The sequence below is a fragment of the Pseudomonas sp. Ost2 genome (assembly GCF_018326065.1).
GTDB lineage: Bacteria > Pseudomonadota > Gammaproteobacteria > Pseudomonadales > Pseudomonadaceae > Aquipseudomonas > Aquipseudomonas gingeri.
The window spans coordinates 1,034,494-1,051,002 of the sequence record NZ_AP021904.1 but is presented as its reverse complement, the minus strand read 5'-3'; the positions used below and the strand labels follow the sequence as shown (position 1 = coordinate 1,051,002).

The window sequence follows — 16,509 nt, the reverse complement described above, 5'->3', positions numbered from 1 at the left end:
TCATGGCGCGGTCGGCGCCGTCGGATAGAACTCAGCGGCCAGGGTTTTCAGGGCTTGCGGCAGTCGCGGGCCGAGGCCGCCGACCAGCAAGGTCGGGTCGAGTTCGAAGACCCGCCCGGCCTTCGCGGCGCGGGTCGAAGCCAGGATCGGATTTTCCTTCATCAGTGCCTGGCGGGCTGCCTCGCCCGTCAGGCTGCGGTCGGCGAAGACCAGGACTTCGGGATTCAACCCGGCCAGGGCTTCGACGGAAAACGGCTTGTAGCCGCTGTGGGTCGCCAGGTTGTGACCGCCCGCCCGCGTCAGCAGCCAGTCGGCCGCGGTGTCCTTGCCGGCAATCAGCGGTTTGCCGCCGGCGTGCCCGAGCAACAACAGCACGCCCGGCGCCGACTGCTTGTCTTGCGCCTGTCTGACCCAGGCCTGCTGCTGGTCGAGTTGCTGCTGGTAACCCTGGAACAACTGCCCGGCCTGCGCCTCGTTACCCAGCAACTTGCCCAGGTGCTGCAGATTGCCTTGCAGCGTCGGCAGGTCGGCTTCGGCGGAGAACAGTTCCACCTGCACCCCGGCATTGCGGATCTGCGCCAACACCGGCGGCGGGCCCATTTCCTCGGTGCCGACCAGGATCTGCGGACGCAGGCTGAGGATGCCTTCAGCCGACAACTGCCGCTGATAACCGATGCTCGGCAGGGCCTTGAGGGTCTCGGGATGCTGGCTGGTGGTATCGACGCCGACCAGTTTCGCCTCACCGCCCAGCACACTGACCCACTCGGACAGCGCACCGCCGGCGCTGACCCAGCGTTGCGGCAACTCGCCGGCCAGCGCGGCATGGCTGAGCGCAAGCCCGGCTCCAAGTGCAATCAGGCGGGAACTCAGGCGCATAGACGAATTTCCTTCGAAGGGTTGATCAAACAAGCGACAGGATCAGAGTGACGGGTAAGATACCGCCCCAGGGCAATTATCTATTTGATAATTATTTGCATTTGAACGTCAAGCCAAGACACGCGCTGTCACAGGTTTCGTTCAGCTCCATCAGCCGCCATACTTCTTCCTTATTAAAGGCAAGGCGGGCTGCCAAAGGATCAGCATGAAGTTTCTCTGCGCGTCACAGATGCTCGCCGACAACAGCAGCCGTGGTTTCGAAGTGGATGGTCGGCCATTACTGGCGGTACGCCGCGAGGGACGGGTGTATCTCTATCAGAATCGCTGCCCGCACCGGGGCATTGCCCTGGAATGGCAACCCGACCAGTTTCTCGATGCCAGTGCCAGCCTGATCCAGTGCGCCACCCATGGCGCCCTGTTCCTGATCGAAAGCGGCGAATGCGTGGCCGGGCCTTGTGTCGGGCAGTCGCTGCTGGCACTGCCCTGTCGGGAAGATGCCGAGGGCATCTGGGTCCAGGCCTGAGCCTTCAGAGCAGTACCGGCAAACGCCGATCGACCCGCACTTCCTCGGCGCTGAGGCTGACACCGTAGGCAAGCACTTCGACACCCGCGGCCACGGCTTCCAGCAGCGCATCGGCATAGGCCGGATCGATCTCCCGCGCCGGTCGCACCGCCTCGACTCCCGTCAGGTTCACGCAGTACAGCTGCACCGCCCGCACGCCGTCCCGGGCCAGGGCGGCCAGTTCGCGCAGATGCTTGGCTCCGCGCTGGGTGACCGCGTCCGGAAACGCCGCGACGGCGGTCCCGTCAAACCCGAGGGTGACGCTTTTCACCTCGACGAACGCCGACCCCGTCGGGTAATCCAGGCGAAAGTCGATCCGGCTGTTTTCCTGACCGTAAGCGACCTCGCGCTTGAGCCCGGTAAAGCCGTTGAGCTCGACGATCAGTCCGGCGCGCAAGGCCTCTTCAACCAGCTGGTTGGCCCGCGCCGTGTTGACGCACGCCAGCCGCCCCTGCGGGGTCTCGCCTATTTCCCAGGTGCCGGGCAACTTGCGCTTGGGGTCGTTGGAACGGCTGAACCAGACCTGTCCCCCTTCAACCATGCAGTTGAGCATCGAGCCGGTGTTCGGGCAGTGGATCGTCAGCCGTTCGCCAGTGGTGGTTTCGATATCCGCCAGGAACCGCTTGTAGCGCCTGATCAGCCGCCCTTCTTCGAGTGCAGGAGAAAAACGCATCAGCCTTGCCAGCTCCGCAGGCCGCGGGCAATCCGCTCCACCGCTTCCTGCAGGCGCGGCAGGCTCTGGGTGTAGGCGAAACGCACATGGTGACTGGCCAGGTGATGACCGAAATCCAGTCCCGGGGTGAACGCCACATGCTCGGTTTCGAGGAAATGCCGGCAGAACGCGAACGCATCGCCGCCAAACGCGCTGACATCCGCGTACAGGTAGAAGGCACCCTCAGGCTCCACCGCAATCCCGAAGCCCAACTCACGCAACGCCGGCAGGAGGAAATCCCGCCGCCGGCCGAATTCGGCCCGACGTTCTTCGAGGATGCTCAGGGTCCGCGGCTCGAAGCAGGCCAGGGCAGCGTGCTGAGCCATGCTCGGCGCGCTGATGTAGAGATTCTGGGCCAGCTTCTCCAGATCGGCCACGGCTTCCGGCGGAGCTACCAGCCAACCCAGGCGCCAACCGGTCATGCCGAAATATTTGGAAAAACTATTGAGGACAAAGGCACTGTCATCGACTTCCAGCACACTGGCGGCGTCGCAGCCATACGTCAGGCCGTGATAGATCTCATCGACCACCAGATGACCATTACGCGCCTTGATCGCCTTCGACAGCCCCGCCAGTTCGTCGCGGCTCAGCAGGGTGCCAGTCGGGTTGGCCGGTGATGCGACCAGGGCGCCGACGCTGTCTTCGTTCCAATGCCGATCCACCAGTTCGGCGGTCAGTTGATAACGCACATCCGGTCCGACCGGTACTAACTGTGCCGCACCTTCCACCAGGCGCAGGAAATGGCGATTGCACGGGTAGCCGGGGTCGGCCAGGAGCCAGTGTTTGCCCGGATCCACCAGCAGGCTGCTGGTCAGCAGCAACGCCCCGGAACCGCCGGGGGTGACCAGGATGCGTTGCGGGTCGACGCTCACACCATACCGCTGCTGGTAGAAACCGGCGATCGCCTCGCGCAGCTCCGGCAGGCCGCGCGCCGCGGTGTAGCGGGTCTTGCCGGCGGCCAGGGCAGCCTGGCCGGCCTGGATGATCGGCTCGGCCGTGGTGAAGTCCGGCTCGCCGATCTCGAGGTGGATCACATCGTGCCCGGCCGCCTGCAGCTCATTGGCACGCGCCAGCAGGGCCATCACGTGGAACGGTTCGATCGCGCGGCTGCGCGCACTGTAGGGCTGAGCCATTAGCCTTCCTTGATTGGGGTGGGCAAAATTCGATTCTACCCAACCTCGCTCCCCCGGGAACCTTTAAAAACATCCTCGACGCCACGCTTACCCCAGGTCAAAGCAATACGACGCCGCGCCCAGGATTGACTAAAATGAAGATTCAACCATCCCGTCGATCGGCCCGTCACGGCCCTGAAACCACCGTGAAACCTGTCGGCGCGATACTTGCCGACGAAGGTCCCGTCGAAGATCGCCGGAAACTGCCGGGGCCGGCCCGCATCTCAAGGCTCGACAACCGGGAGTAGCGCGCCCCGATTCGATCTGGTAAGTTCGCCCGCTTGCAGCCGCAGGGCCGGCAGGTGTCGGTGATGTTGAAATCCTGCGCAATGGATTAGAAGAGTAGAGGCGGTCCATTCATGCCCACCCAAGCAAAGCAGCAAAGCACTGAGCAAAAGATCAGCGGCTTCGAACCCTATGTTGAAGGCAAGGGCGAGGAGTACATGGGCGAGCCCATGCGCAAGCACTTCACCAAGATCCTGCAGAAGTGGAAGCAGGACCTGATGCAGGAAGTCGACCGCACCGTTGACCACATGAAAGACGAAGCGGCCAACTTTCCTGATCCCGCCGACCGCGCCAGCCAGGAAGAGGAATTCAGCCTCGAACTGCGTGCCCGCGACCGCGAGCGCAAGCTGATCAAGAAAATCGACAAGACCCTGCAGCTCATCGAAGACGAAGAGTATGGCTGGTGCGAGTCCTGCGGCGTCGAGATCGGCATCCGCCGGCTGGAAGCCCGACCGACCGCCGATATGTGCGTCGACTGCAAGACCCTTGCGGAGATCAAGGAAAAACAGGTCGGCAAGTAATCCATGCCGGACTGAACGAACGGAGCGTGCGAACGCTCCGTTTTCGTTTCTGCGTTTCCTGGCGCTGCCCTCCACGGATCCAGTACCCTGCGACTTATGACTGCCATCACCGCTTCGCCCGCCTATATCGGACGCTTCGCCCCCACACCCAGCGGACACCTGCACTTCGGCTCGCTGGTCGCGGCACTCGCCTCCTACCTGGATGCCCGCTCAGTCGGTGGCCGCTGGCTGCTGCGCATGGAAGACCTCGATCCGCCACGGGAGGCCCCCGGCGCCCAGGCCGCGATCCTCGACGCCCTGGAACGCTACGGCTTCGAGTGGGATGGCGAAATGATCCGCCAGAGCGACCGTCATGACGCCTACGCCCAGGTACTCGATCGCCTGTTCAGCCAGGGGCTGGCCTACGCCTGCACCTGCTCGCGCAAGGAGCTGGAAGCCTATGACGGGATATATCCCGGCCTGTGCCGCAACCTCGGGTACGACATCGACAACGCCGCCATTCGCCTGCGGGTCCCGGAACTGATCTACCGCTTCCAGGACCGGGTCCAGGGCGAGTTCCACCAGCACCTGGGGCGCGAGGCCGGCGACTTCGTGATCCGTCGCCGCGATGGGCTGTATGCCTACCAACTGGCGGTGGTGCTCGACGATGCCTGGCAGGGCGTGACCGATATCGTGCGCGGTGCCGACCTGCTGGACTCGACACCACGCCAGCTCTACCTGCAGGAATTGCTGGGCCTGCCGCAGCCGCGTTACCTGCATGTCCCGCTGATCATCCAGCCGGACGGCAACAAGCTCGGCAAGTCCTACCGCTCCCCGCCACTGACCGGCGATCAGGCCACGCCGTTGCTGATGCGGGCCCTGCGTACACTGGGGCAGACACCACCCACCGCACTGGAACAGGGCACGCCCAGGGAAGTGCTCGACTGGGGAATCCGCCATTGGGATGCCACACTGATTCCCAGGGTCGCGACCCTGGCCGAAGCGCAATTGCGCTGACGCCCCTTGCAGGTTGGCACCCATCCGTTACCATCGCCGCACGTTTTCGGGCACGCCTATAAAAAAGAGAGGCCAGGATGTACATCTATCGATTGGTCCTGCTCCTGGTAGTCGGGATCTACCTGTTCTCGCCGGCGATCATGGACTGGTGGATCGACGCGACGGGCGCCTGGTATCGGCCCTATCTGCTCTGGCTGATTCTGATCGTCGTGACCTTCATCCTGCAGAGCCAAAAAGATGCCGATGAGCTTTAGCCTGACCCAGATGCTGCTGATCAGCGCCGCGTACCTGCTGGCCCTGTTCGGTGTCGCCTGGATCAGCGAACGGGGCGTGATTCCACGCTCGATCATTCGTCACCCGCTGACCTACACCCTGTCGCTGGGCGTCTATGCCAGCGCCTGGGCGTTCTATGGCACCGTGGGCCTGGCCTACCAGTACGGCTATGGCTTCCTCTCCAGCTACCTGGGAGTCTCCGGCGCCTTTCTGCTGGCACCGGTGCTGCTGTACCCGATCCTGAAGATAACCCGCACCTACCAGCTGTCATCCCTGGCCGACCTGTTCGCCTTCCGCTTTCGCAGCACCTGGGCCGGGGCGCTGACCACGGTGTTCATGCTGATCGGCGTGCTGCCGCTGCTGGCCCTGCAGATCCAGGCGGTGGCCGATTCAATTGGCATCCTCACCCGCGAACCGGTGCAGCACCGCGTGGCCCTGAGCTTCTGCGCGCTGATCACCCTGTTCACCATCTTCTTCGGCTCGCGCCATATCGCCACCCGGGAGAAACACGAAGGCCTGGTCTTCGCGATTGCCTTCGAATCGGTGATCAAGCTGATCGCCATCGGCGGGGTCGGCCTCTATGCCCTCTACGGGGTCTTCGACGGCCCGCAGCAGCTCGAACTGTGGCTGCTGCAGAACCAGACCGCCCTCGCCGCCCTGCACACGCCGCTGCAGGAAGGCCCGTGGCGCACCCTGCTGCTGGTGTTCTTCGCCTCGGCCATCGTGATGCCGCACATGTATCACATGACCTTTACCGAGAACCTCAACCCGCGCTCGCTGGTCAGCGCCAGCTGGGGACTGCCGCTGTTCCTGCTGCTGATGAGCCTGGCGGTGCCGTTGATCCTGTGGGCCGGGCTGAAGCTGGGCGCCACCACCAACCCGGAATACTTCACCCTGGGCATCGGCATCGCCGCCAACAACCAGGCCCTGGCGCTGCTGGCCTATGTCGGCGGGCTTTCGGCCGCCAGCGGGCTGATCATCGTCACCACCCTGGCGTTGTCCGGCATGGCCCTCAACCACCTGGTGCTGCCGCTCTACCAGCCCCCGGCCGAAGGCAATATCTACCGCTGGCTGAAATGGACCCGCCGCGCCCTGATCGTCGCGATCATCATGGCCGGCTACGGCTTCTACCTGTTGCTCGGCGCCGAACAGGACCTGGCCAACCTCGGCATCGTCGCCTTTGTCGCCACCCTGCAATTCCTCCCCGGCGTGCTCTCGGTGCTGTACTGGCCGACCGCCAACCGCCGCGGCTTCATCGCCGGCCTGCTGGCCGGGATCATCGTCTGGATGGTCACCATGATGTTGCCGCTGATCGGCAACCTGCAGGGTTTCTATATTCCCCTGCTGAATATGATCTACGTGCTGGACGATACCAGCTGGCATATGGCGGCCATCGCCTCGCTGGCGGCCAACGTGCTGATGTTCACGCTGATCTCGCTGTTCAGCAATGCCAGCCCGGAAGAGGCCAGTGCCGCCGAAGCCTGCGCGGTAGACAACGTCCGTCGGCCGCAGCGACGCGAACTGCACGCGGCCTCGCCCCAGGAGTTCGCCACGCAACTGGCCAAGCCGCTGGGAGCCAAGGCCGCGCAGAAGGAAGTCGAGCAAGCCCTGCGTGACCTCTACCTGCCTTTCGACGAACGGCGCCCCTATGCCCTGCGCCGCCTGCGCGACCGGATCGAGGCCAACCTGTCGGGCCTGATGGGACCGAGCGTGGCCCAGGACATGGTCGAGACCTTCCTGCCGTACAAGGCCGGCGGTGAAAGCTATGTCACCGAAGACATCCACTTCATCGAGAGCCGCCTCGAGGACTATCACTCGCGCCTGACCGGGCTGGCCGCCGAACTCGATGCCCTGCGCCGCTACCACCGCCAGACCTTGCAGGAACTGCCCATGGGCGTCTGCTCGCTGGCCAAGGACCAGGAGATCCTGATGTGGAACAAGGCCATGGAAGAACTCACCGGCGTTGCCGCGCAACGGGTCGTCGGCTCGCGCCTGGGCACCCTGGGCGAACCGTGGAAAGAATTGTTGCAAGGTTTTATCAACCTGCCGGACGAACACCTGCACAAGCAACACCTGGCCCTCGACGGCCAGACCCGCTGGCTGAACCTGCACAAGGCGGCGATCGACGAACCGCTGGCCCCGGGCAACAGCGGCCTGGTGCTGCTGGTCGAGGACCTGACCGAAACCCAGATGCTCGAAGACAAGCTGGTGCATTCCGAGCGCCTGGCGAGCATCGGCCGCCTGGCCGCCGGGGTCGCGCACGAGATCGGCAACCCGATCACCGGGATCGCCTGCCTGGCGCAGAACCTGCGCGAAGAGCGCGAGGAAGACGGCGAGATCACCGAGATCAGCGGGCAGATCATCGAGCAGACCAAGCGCGTCTCGCGCATCGTCCAGTCGCTGATGAGCTTCGCCCATGCCGGCAGCCACCAGCACAACGACGAACCGGTGTGCCTGGCCGAGGTCGCCCAGGATGCCATTGGTCTGCTGGCCCTGAACCGGCGCAATTTCGAAGTACAGTTCTTCAACCTGTGCGACCCCGAACATTGGGTCGACGGCGATCCGCAGCGCCTGGCGCAAGTGCTGATCAACCTGTTGTCCAACGCCCGTGACGCATCGCCCGCCGGCAGCGCGGTACGGGTCAAGAGCGAAGCCTTCGAACACACGGTCGACCTGATCGTCGAAGACGAAGGTAGCGGCATCCCGAAGAACATCATGGACCGATTGTTCGAACCCTTCTTCACCACCAAGGATCCTGGCGAAGGTACCGGACTGGGCCTTGCACTGGTCTATTCCATCGTTGAAGAGCATTATGGACAAATCACCATCGACAGCCCGGCTGACACCGAAAGCCAACGCGGCACCCGTATCCGGGTGACCTTACCGCGTCATGTCGAAGCGACGTCCGCTGTGAACTGAGACCGTCGAGAGAACCGAATCAATGCCGCACATTTTGATCGTCGAAGACGAAACCATTATCCGCTCTGCCTTGCGTCGCCTGCTGGAGCGCAATCAGTACCAGGTCAGCGAAGCCGGCTCGGTGCAGGAAGCCCAGGAACGCTTCAGCATCCCCTCGTTCGACCTGATCGTCAGCGACCTGCGCCTGCCCGGCGCCCCAGGCACCGAGCTGATCAAGCTCGGCCAGGGCACGCCGGTGCTGATCATGACCAGCTACGCCAGCCTGCGTTCCGCCGTGGACTCGATGAAGATGGGCGCGGTGGACTACATCGCCAAGCCCTTCGACCACGACGAGATGCTCCAGGCCGTGGCCCGCATCCTGCGCGATCGCCAGAGCGGCCAGGGCGCACCCGCGGAGCGGGTCGCCAAGAGCAACGGCGCGGCGGAGAAAGCCGGCGCCGACAACAGCAATGGCGAGATCGGCATCATCGGCACCTGCGCGCCGATGCAGGATCTCTACAGCAAGATCCGCAAGGTCGCGCCCACCGACTCCAACGTGCTGATCCAGGGCGAGTCGGGGACCGGCAAGGAACTGGTGGCCCGCGCCCTGCACAACCTGTCCAGGCGCGCCAAGGCTCCGATGATCTCGGTGAACTGCGCGGCCATTCCGGAAACCCTGATCGAGTCCGAACTGTTCGGCCACGAGAAAGGCGCATTCACCGGCGCCAGCGCCGGTCGTGCCGGCCTGGTGGAAGCCGCGGACGGCGGCACGCTGTTCCTCGACGAAATCGGCGAACTGCCACTGGAAGCCCAGGCACGCCTGCTGCGGGTCCTGCAGGAAGGTGAAATCCGCCGGGTCGGCTCGGTCCAGTCGCAGAAAGTCGATGTGCGCCTGATCGCCGCCACCCACCGCGACCTCAAGAGCCTGGCCAAGATCGGCCAGTTCCGTGAGGACCTTTACTACCGCCTGCATGTGATCGCCCTGAAACTGCCGGCCCTGCGCGAGCGTGGCGCCGACGTCAACGAGATCGCCAACGCCTTCCTGGCCCGCCAGAGTGCCCGTGTCGGACGCAACGACCTGAAGTTCGCCCCGGATGCGGAACAAGCCATCCGCCACTATTCGTGGCCGGGCAACGTCCGCGAACTGGAGAATGCGGTGGAACGCGCGGTGATCCTGTGCGAAAGCCCGGAAATCTCGGCCGATCTGCTGGGCATCGACATCGAACTGAGCGATCTGGAGGAAGACGACTTCATCGGCCTCGCGCCCCAGCAGAACAATCCCGGTAACACCAGCCACGAGCCGACCGAGGACCTATCGCTGGAAGACTACTTCCAGCACTTCGTCCTGGAACACCAGGACCACATGACCGAGACCGAGCTGGCACGCAAGCTCGGGGTCAGCCGCAAGTGCCTGTGGGAACGGCGCCAGCGCCTGGGCATCCCGCGGCGCAAGACCGGGGTGGCCAGCGAAAGCTGAAGCCGGATTCAGTTCCCCGGGTAACACCCCGGGATGTGAAAAAACTGTTACCGCAGTTTTTTCGCGTAACAAAAGCCGGGTCTATCGGTAACGAAGATCCGGCTTTTTTATGCCTTCAGAAAATCGGAAAACCCTCGAAGCCCCCGGTTTTGCTGGGCCATGCAAAAGTTGGCACGACACCTGCTATATGTCTCGTACAAGAACAATAACAAGCAATGTACAAGACAATAAAAATAAGACGAATCGACTCACGCACAACAAGAACAACAGGGCGGAGGCGCAGCTAACTGATTCTTTTGGAGAGGCGTTGTATTTGGGGCTTGCCCCACGACCAGGCCGAGAACAACAAAAACTACCCTCAAGGTAGAGCCTGAACTGGTTGGATCCGATGGATCATGACAACACAGCGACCAAAGCAATCCGTTTGCTCTTATCTCCCGATTGGGAGGCGTCACGGGCATGAAGACCCGTGGCACAGGGCGATCAACAAAAACAAGAAGCCCGCAACCATAATAAAAAAAGAGCACGCAACTACTTCTGGGGGAGCTTCGGCTCCCCTTGTAGTTTCTGCGATTACGCTTTCCAAAGTACGGTTTTCGCCCTCTCAAGGCCCGCCCCATAAGGCCCGGAGCCACTCTTCAGCACTGCCGCCGCAGCTTCCTACACCATCCCTCGACTAAATGCTAGAATCCCCGCCCATCATGCGGTCATTCTTCGTGTTGGCCGAATATTCCTTCAAACAGTGCATCCCATGCTGAAGAAGTTGTTCCAGTCATTCCGTTCTCCCTTGCGTCGAACGCAACATAAACGCAGCACCCCTGAAGTGCTCAACAGCAGCCAGCATTCGCTGCAGAAGGCGCAGTTCAGCCGGTATGCGGTGAACATCGTCGAACGCCTGCAGAACGCCGGCTACCAGGCCTACCTGGTCGGCGGTTGCGTGCGTGACATGTTGCTCAATATCACCCCCAAGGATTTCGACGTCGCCACCAGCGCCACGCCGGAGCAGATCCGCGCCGAATTCCGCAACGCCCGTATCATCGGTCGTCGGTTCAAGCTGGTGCATATCCACTTTGGCCGGGAAATCATCGAAGTCGCGACCTTTCGCGCCAATCACCCGCAGAACGACGAGGAGGAAGACAGCAACCAGTCCTCCCGCAACGAAAGCGGGCGGATCCTGCGCGACAACGTCTACGGCACCCTCGAAGACGATGCCCAGCGCCGCGACTTCACCATCAACGCCCTGTATTACGATCCGGTCAGCGAACGCATCCTCGACTACGCCAATGGCGTACACGACATTCGCAATCGCTTGATCCGCCTGATCGGCGACCCGACCCAGCGTTATCAGGAAGACCCGGTGCGGATGCTGCGCGCCGTGCGTTTTGCCGCCAAGCTGGACTTCGGTATCGAGAAACATACCGTCGCGCCGATCCGCAATCTGGCGCCGATGCTGCGCGAGATTCCCTCGGCCCGGCTGTTCGAGGAAGTGCTCAAGCTGTTCCTCTCGGGGTATGCCGCCGACACCTTCGAGATGCTGGTCGACCTCAATCTGTTCGAACCGCTGTTCCCCGCCAGTTTCGAGGCGCTGGAGCACAACCCGAGCTATACCCATACACTGATCAGCGAAGCCCTGATCAATACCGACCTGCGCATCAAGCAGAACAAGCCGGTGACGCCGGCCTTCCTGTTTGCCGCCTTGCTGTGGCCGGCCCTGCCGGCGCGGGTATTGCGCCTGCAGGCCCGTGGCATGCCGCCTATTCCGGCAATGCAGGAAGCGGCCCACGAACTGATCAGCGAGCAATGCCAGCGTATTGCGATCCCCAAGCGTTTCACCCTGCCGATCCGCGAAATCTGGGACATGCAGGAGCGCCTGCCACGCCGCAGCGGCAAACGCGCCGACCTGCTGCTGGACAACCCGCGCTTCCGTGCCGGCTATGACTTCCTGCTGCTGCGCGAAACCGCTGGCGAACAGACCGATGGCCTGGGTGACTGGTGGACCGATTATCAGGACGCCAATGATGCCGGCCGTCGCGACATGATCCGCGACCTCAGCGGCAAGGAAGACGCCAGCGGTGCACCGCGCAAGCGTCGTCGCAGCAGCGCCGGCAAGCGCAAGCGTACCGCCGGCTCGGAAGAATAAGTCGATGGAGCGCGTCTATATCGGCCTGGGCAGCAACCTGGCAGACCCCGCGGAGCAACTGCGCCATGCCGTCCGGGCTCTGGCGCAACTGCCGGAAACCGAGCTGGCGGGCGTCTCGGCGTTCTACCAGAGCGATTCGCTGCTACCCGGCCAGCCGCGCTATACCAACGCGGTGGCCGCCCTCGACAGCGGCCTGGCGCCACTGACCCTGCTCGATGCGCTGCAGGCCATCGAAATCGACCAGGGTCGCGAGCGGCATGAACGCTGGGGGCCGCGCACGCTGGACCTGGATATCCTGCTGTTCGGCGACCGGCTGATCGACGAGCCGCGCCTGAAGGTCCCGCATTACCATATGCAGGCCCGCCCTTTCGTGCTGTATCCGCTGGCGGAGCTGGTGCCCGCCGACCTGCGACTGGCCGATGGCCGCACACTGCGCGACCTGCTCGCCGAATGCCCGTTCGTCGGCCTGGAACGCCTGCTCCCGTAACACCGCTTCTGGCGTGGGGACTGGCTTGCTGGCGATAGCGATCGGTCAGTCACGACGACGTTGAATGAAGCAGCGTCATCGCCAGCAAGCCGGCTCCCACAGGGGTCGCCTGCACGCTTGCCTCGACCGAGGCTTTGCTGAATCGCATCAGTTACACCGGTAACACTCCCGGCGTAACATTGCGGTAACACACCTGATTGACTTCCCCCGTTCTCCTCACGACTATAGGCGTCCCGTTGCCGCCCCTGCGGCGTTGAAGGGCGCAATCCAGGCTTTATAAGCACGACAAAAGAACGTGCGCCTGCATAAATGACGAATCACGCGCGTTACTCGCAGTAATTTGCACGGCGCCTGAAGAGGACTTTTTCATGCCAGACATTACCCTGACCACCTTGCAAAGCCTCAAGCAGAAAGGTGAGAAAATCACCATGCTGACCTGCTATGACGCGACCTTCGCCCACGCTTCCTGCGAAGCCGGCGTCGAAGTGCTGCTGATTGGCGACTCGCTGGGCATGGTTTCCCAAGGGCATGACAGCACACTGCCCGTGACCGTGGCCGACGTCGTGTACCACACCGCCAGCGTCAAGCGCGGCAACCAGGGTGCATTCATCGTCGCCGACCTGCCGTTCATGGCCTATGCCACCGTCGAACAGACCCTGCACAACAGCGCCCTGCTGATGCAGGCCGGCGCCAACATGGTCAAGGTCGAGGGCGCGGCCTGGCTCGCCGAGTCCATTCGCCTGCTGGCCGAACGGGGTGTACCGGTCTGCGCGCACCTGGGCCTGACCCCGCAGTCGGTGAACATCTTCGGCGGCTACAAGGTCCAGGGCCGCGGCGAAGCCCAGGCCCGGCAGATGCGTGCCGACGCCATCGCCCTGGAACAGGCCGGTGTCGCCATGATCCTGCTGGAGTGCGTGCCGAGCGAACTGGCGGCGGAAATCACCCAGGCGGTCAAGGTGCCGGTCATCGGTATCGGGGCCGGTACCGCCACCGACGGTCAGGTCCTGGTGTTGCACGACATGCTCGGGCTGTCCATCAGCGGTCGCGTGCCCAAGTTCGTGAAGAACTTCATGGCCGGCCAGACCAGCATCCAAGGGGCAATCGGCGCCTACGTCAGCGAAGTCAAGGCCGTCACCTTCCCAGGCACCGAACACGGGTTTTCGGCATGAATACAGTCAAGACCGTCCGCGAGCTGCGGGCCGCCGTCGCGCGCGCCCGCAGCGAGGGCAAACGCATCGGCTTCGTACCGACCATGGGCAACCTGCATGCCGGCCACGCCGCCCTGGTGACCAAGGCGGCCCAGCGCGTGGATTTCGTGGTGGCGAGCATCTTCGTCAACCCGCTGCAATTCGGCGCCAACGAAGACCTCGACAAGTACCCGCGCACCCTCGCCGCCGACCAGGAGAAACTGCTCGAGGCTGGCTGCCACCTGCTGTTCGCCCCGACAGTCGAGGAGATGTATCCCGACGGCATGGCCGGGCAGACCCGGGTCAGCGTTCCGCACCTGTCCGAAGGCCTGTGTGGCGCCAGCCGCCCCGGTCACTTCGAGGGCGTGGCGACCGTGGTCAGCAAGCTGTTCAACATGGTCCAGCCCGACCTGGTGGTGTTCGGCCAGAAGGACTACCAGCAACTGGCCGTGATCCGTGCCCTGGTGCATGACCTGAACATGCCGATCCAGGTGCTCGGCGAGCCGACCGTACGGGCCGCCGACGGCCTGGCGCTGTCGTCGCGCAATGGTTTCCTCAGCGAAACCGAACGGGCCACCGCCCCGGCGCTGTATCGCAGCCTGAGCCAGATCGCCACGGCCATCGAGCAGGGCGAGCGCGACTATCCGAAGCTGCTCGCCGAGCATACCCGGTTGATCGAAAGCGCAGGCTTGCGTGCGGACTACCTGGAAATCCGCCACGCCCTCAGCCTGCGCCCGGCCACCGCGCAGGACCGTGACCTGGTGATCCTGGTCGCCGCGTTCCTCGGCACCACCCGCCTGATCGACAACCTGCACCTGAACCTCGATACACCCGCCTGAGCAGCGATTGCCCGGGCCCCGGGCTTCGGGCAAACTGCCGCCGCCCGGGGCCCGTATCCGCTGTTGTACACGCCCCCGGTACAGCTCGCCTGATCAGGCCCGGCTCGGACTGAAAAACGCCTGTCGGACCCGAGAGTGCGAAAAAGTACCGAGAAAAGGTCAGACAAAGCCAAGACAGACGCCTGCGTGAGGTTTACTGTAATCGCGCTGCGTCTCCCAACCGTGCCGACGCAGGTTGCCGGACACTGCCACCGATAAAAGCAGGACGTTCCGGCGTTTCTGGTGTCCAAAAAGCCAAATGTCCAAAAGGCAGTTCTCGTAAAAGGAAATCCGCAGCGATGGCGTACTACCGCACTCCTCACGACGTGACCGCTCTGCCCGCCTGGCAGGCGTTGAACCAACACCGCGAAAACATGCACAACTTCAGCATGCGCGAAGCCTTTAATGCCGATCCGCAGCGCTTCAATCAATTCACCCTCAGCAGCTGCGGGTTGTTCCTCGACTACTCCAAGAACCTGATCACCAACGAGACCCGCAACCTGCTGGTGGGCCTGGCCAATGAGGTCGACCTGCAAGGCGCGATCAAGTCGCTGTTTGCCGGCGAACTGGTCAACGCCTCCGAAGGTCGCCCGGCGCTGCACACCGCGCTGCGCCGTCCGGTGGGTGACAAACTGTCGGTCAACGGCGTCAATGTGATGCCCGACGTGCACAAAGTCCTCAACCAGATGACCGAGCTGGTCGGGAAAATCCACGACGGCCTGTGGCGTGGCTACACCGAGAAGCCGATCACCGACGTGGTGAACATCGGTATCGGCGGTTCGTTCCTGGGCCCGGAACTGGTCTCCGAGGCGCTGCTGTCCTACGCCCATAAAGGCGTGCGCTGCCATTACCTGGCGAACATCGACGGCAGCGAGTTCCACGAGCTGTCGGCGAAGATCCGCGCCGAGACCACCCTGTTCATCGTCTCGTCGAAAACCTTCACCACCCTCGAAACCCTGAAGAACGCCCGTGCCGCCCGTGACTGGTACCTGGCCCAGGGCGGTTCCGAGGCGGAGCTGTACAAGCACTTCATCGCGGTATCGAGCAACAACGCCGCCGCTGTGGCCTTCGGCATCCGCGAAGAGAACATCTTCCCGATGTGGGACTGGGTCGGCGGGCGCTACTCGCTGTGGTCGGCCATCGGCCTGCCGATCGCCCTCGCTATCGGCATGTCGAACTTCAAGGAACTGCTGTCCGGTGCCTACACCATGGACCAGCACTTCCAGAACGCGCCGTTCGAACAGAACATGCCGGTACTGCTGGCCCTGCTGGGTGTCTGGTACGGCAACTTCTGGGGCGCGCAGAGCCACGCGATCCTGCCGTACGACCACTACCTGCGCAACATCACCAAGCACCTGCAACAGCTGGACATGGAATCCAACGGCAAGAGCGTGCGCCAGGACGGTACCCCGGTGTCCACCGATACCGGCCCGGTGATCTGGGGCGGCGTCGGCTGCAACGGCCAGCATGCCTATCACCAGTTGCTGCACCAGGGCACTCAGCTGATCCCGGCCGACTTCATCGTGCCGATCGTCAGCTTCAACCCGGTGGCCGACCATCACCAGTGGCTGTACGCCAACTGCCTGTCGCAGAGCCAGGCACTGATGCTCGGCAAGACCCGCGCCGAGGCCGAGGCCGAACTGCGTGAAAAAGGCCTGAGCGAAGCCGACGTGCAGAAGCTGGCGCCGCACAAGGTGATCCCCGGCAACCGTCCGAGCAACACCCTGGTGGTCGAGCGCATCAGCCCTCGTCGTCTCGGCGCCCTGGTGGCGATGTACGAGCACAAGGTCTTCGTGCAGAGCGTGATCTGGGGTATCAACGCGTTCGACCAGTGGGGCGTGGAACTGGGCAAGGAGCTGGGCAAGGGCGTGTACAACCGCCTGGTCGGCAGCGAGGAGTCTTCGGCCGAAGATGCCTCGACCCAGGGCCTGATCAACTACTTCCGCGGTCGTCATCGCGGTTGATAGCACCCTCCGGCAGGGTCCTGTGTCTGTGCATGGACACAGGACCTGTAGGAGCTGGCTTGCCAGCGATGAGGCCCCTTG

Annotated in this window: 14 protein-coding genes; 11 read left to right on the top strand and 3 right to left on the bottom strand. The window is 63.4% G+C overall.

Annotated elements, in window-relative coordinates; all coding sequences use genetic code 11:
- Entirely contained in the window at positions 1–876 is an 876-nt protein-coding gene (locus KI243_RS04555; protein ID WP_212810547.1) for an ABC transporter substrate-binding protein, read from the bottom strand.
- Between the two features lie 205 nt (positions 877–1,081).
- Here KI243_RS04555 and KI243_RS04550 point away from each other — a divergent pair, with 205 nt between their 5' ends.
- Positions 1,082–1,399, top strand: a complete 318-nt coding sequence (locus KI243_RS04550) for a Rieske (2Fe-2S) protein (protein WP_177085898.1) — start codon at positions 1,082–1,084, stop codon at positions 1,397–1,399.
- Positions 1,400–1,403: 4 nt separating this feature from the next.
- Here the strand turns inward: KI243_RS04550 and sfsA are convergent, their stop codons facing one another.
- Entirely contained in the window at positions 1,404–2,111 is a 708-nt protein-coding gene (sfsA, locus tag KI243_RS04545; protein WP_212810546.1) for a DNA/RNA nuclease SfsA, read from the bottom strand.
- On the bottom strand, positions 2,111–3,283 hold the full coding sequence (locus KI243_RS04540) for a pyridoxal phosphate-dependent aminotransferase (protein WP_212810545.1): 1,173 nt from the start codon (positions 3,281–3,283) through the stop codon (positions 2,111–2,113). The genes sfsA and KI243_RS04540 overlap by 1 nt, the downstream gene beginning before the upstream one ends.
- Positions 3,284–3,681: 398 nt before the next feature.
- Between KI243_RS04540 and dksA the strand changes: the two genes are divergently transcribed.
- The 10 genes from dksA to pgi all read left to right on the top strand — a co-directional run bounded on the left by dksA (position 3,682) and on the right by pgi (position 16,428).
- Positions 3,682–4,128: an RNA polymerase-binding protein DksA gene (dksA, locus tag KI243_RS04535; RefSeq protein WP_017126836.1), complete on the top strand. Its 447-nt coding sequence runs from the start codon at positions 3,682–3,684 to the stop codon at positions 4,126–4,128.
- 96 nt (positions 4,129–4,224) lie between these two features.
- A complete protein-coding gene (gene gluQRS, locus KI243_RS04530) occupies positions 4,225–5,124 on the top strand; it encodes a tRNA glutamyl-Q(34) synthetase GluQRS (RefSeq protein ID WP_212810544.1) in 900 nt (299 codons plus the stop codon).
- Positions 5,125–5,201: 77 nt separating this feature from the next.
- Positions 5,202–5,378 carry a hypothetical protein gene (locus tag KI243_RS04525; protein ID WP_003176118.1) on the top strand — a complete coding sequence of 59 codons (177 nt, stop codon included), beginning with the start codon at positions 5,202–5,204 and terminating at the stop codon, positions 5,376–5,378.
- A complete protein-coding gene (locus tag KI243_RS04520) occupies positions 5,362–8,316 on the top strand; it encodes a sensor histidine kinase (RefSeq protein WP_167331640.1) in 2,955 nt (984 codons plus the stop codon). The genes KI243_RS04525 and KI243_RS04520 overlap by 17 nt, the downstream gene beginning before the upstream one ends.
- A 22-nt stretch (positions 8,317–8,338) precedes the next feature.
- Complete coding sequence (locus tag KI243_RS04515; RefSeq protein ID WP_017126833.1) at positions 8,339–9,772, top strand: sigma-54 dependent transcriptional regulator; 1,434 nt, start codon at positions 8,339–8,341, stop codon at positions 9,770–9,772.
- Positions 9,773–10,523: 751 nt separating this feature from the next.
- A complete protein-coding gene (locus KI243_RS04510; RefSeq protein ID WP_017126832.1) occupies positions 10,524–11,912 on the top strand; it encodes a polynucleotide adenylyltransferase PcnB in 1,389 nt (462 codons plus the stop codon).
- A gap of 4 nt (positions 11,913–11,916) precedes the next feature.
- Positions 11,917–12,399, top strand: coding sequence for a 2-amino-4-hydroxy-6-hydroxymethyldihydropteridine diphosphokinase (gene folK / locus KI243_RS04505; protein WP_212810543.1), 483 nt, complete (start codon positions 11,917–11,919; stop codon positions 12,397–12,399).
- Positions 12,400–12,767: 368 nt separating this feature from the next.
- Positions 12,768–13,568 carry a 3-methyl-2-oxobutanoate hydroxymethyltransferase gene (gene panB, locus KI243_RS04500; RefSeq protein ID WP_017126830.1) on the top strand — a complete coding sequence of 267 codons (801 nt, stop codon included), beginning with the start codon at positions 12,768–12,770 and terminating at the stop codon, positions 13,566–13,568.
- A complete protein-coding gene (panC, locus tag KI243_RS04495; protein WP_212810542.1) occupies positions 13,565–14,425 on the top strand; it encodes a pantoate--beta-alanine ligase in 861 nt (286 codons plus the stop codon). The genes panB and panC overlap by 4 nt, the downstream gene beginning before the upstream one ends.
- A 338-nt stretch (positions 14,426–14,763) precedes the next feature.
- The gene (gene pgi, locus KI243_RS04490; RefSeq protein ID WP_017126828.1) at positions 14,764–16,428 is read left to right on the top strand and encodes a glucose-6-phosphate isomerase; all 1,665 of its coding nucleotides are present in this window, start codon (positions 14,764–14,766) and stop codon (positions 16,426–16,428) included.
- The last annotated feature ends 81 nt before the right edge of the window (positions 16,429–16,509 follow it).

Excerpts from the sequence above, each read along its gene's own strand:
- KI243_RS04555 (WP_212810547.1), bottom strand. The coding sequence starts at position 876 with ATGCGCCTGAGTTCCCGCCTGATTGCACTTGGAGCCGGGCTTGCGCTC.
- KI243_RS04550 (WP_177085898.1), top strand. The coding sequence starts at position 1,082 with ATGAAGTTTCTCTGCGCGTCACAGATGCTCGCCGACAACAGCAGCCGT.
- sfsA (WP_212810546.1), bottom strand. The coding sequence starts at position 2,111 with ATGCGTTTTTCTCCTGCACTCGAAGAAGGGCGGCTGATCAGGCGCTAC.
- KI243_RS04540 (WP_212810545.1), bottom strand. The coding sequence starts at position 3,283 with ATGGCTCAGCCCTACAGTGCGCGCAGCCGCGCGATCGAACCGTTCCAC.
- dksA (WP_017126836.1), top strand. The coding sequence starts at position 3,682 with ATGCCCACCCAAGCAAAGCAGCAAAGCACTGAGCAAAAGATCAGCGGC.
- gluQRS (WP_212810544.1), top strand. The coding sequence starts at position 4,225 with ATGACTGCCATCACCGCTTCGCCCGCCTATATCGGACGCTTCGCCCCC.
- KI243_RS04525 (WP_003176118.1), top strand. The coding sequence starts at position 5,202 with ATGTACATCTATCGATTGGTCCTGCTCCTGGTAGTCGGGATCTACCTG.
- KI243_RS04520 (WP_167331640.1), top strand. The coding sequence starts at position 5,362 with ATGCCGATGAGCTTTAGCCTGACCCAGATGCTGCTGATCAGCGCCGCG.
- KI243_RS04515 (WP_017126833.1), top strand. The coding sequence starts at position 8,339 with ATGCCGCACATTTTGATCGTCGAAGACGAAACCATTATCCGCTCTGCC.
- KI243_RS04510 (WP_017126832.1), top strand. The coding sequence starts at position 10,524 with ATGCTGAAGAAGTTGTTCCAGTCATTCCGTTCTCCCTTGCGTCGAACG.
- folK (WP_212810543.1), top strand. The coding sequence starts at position 11,917 with ATGGAGCGCGTCTATATCGGCCTGGGCAGCAACCTGGCAGACCCCGCG.
- panB (WP_017126830.1), top strand. The coding sequence starts at position 12,768 with ATGCCAGACATTACCCTGACCACCTTGCAAAGCCTCAAGCAGAAAGGT.
- panC (WP_212810542.1), top strand. The coding sequence starts at position 13,565 with ATGAATACAGTCAAGACCGTCCGCGAGCTGCGGGCCGCCGTCGCGCGC.
- pgi (WP_017126828.1), top strand. The coding sequence starts at position 14,764 with ATGGCGTACTACCGCACTCCTCACGACGTGACCGCTCTGCCCGCCTGG.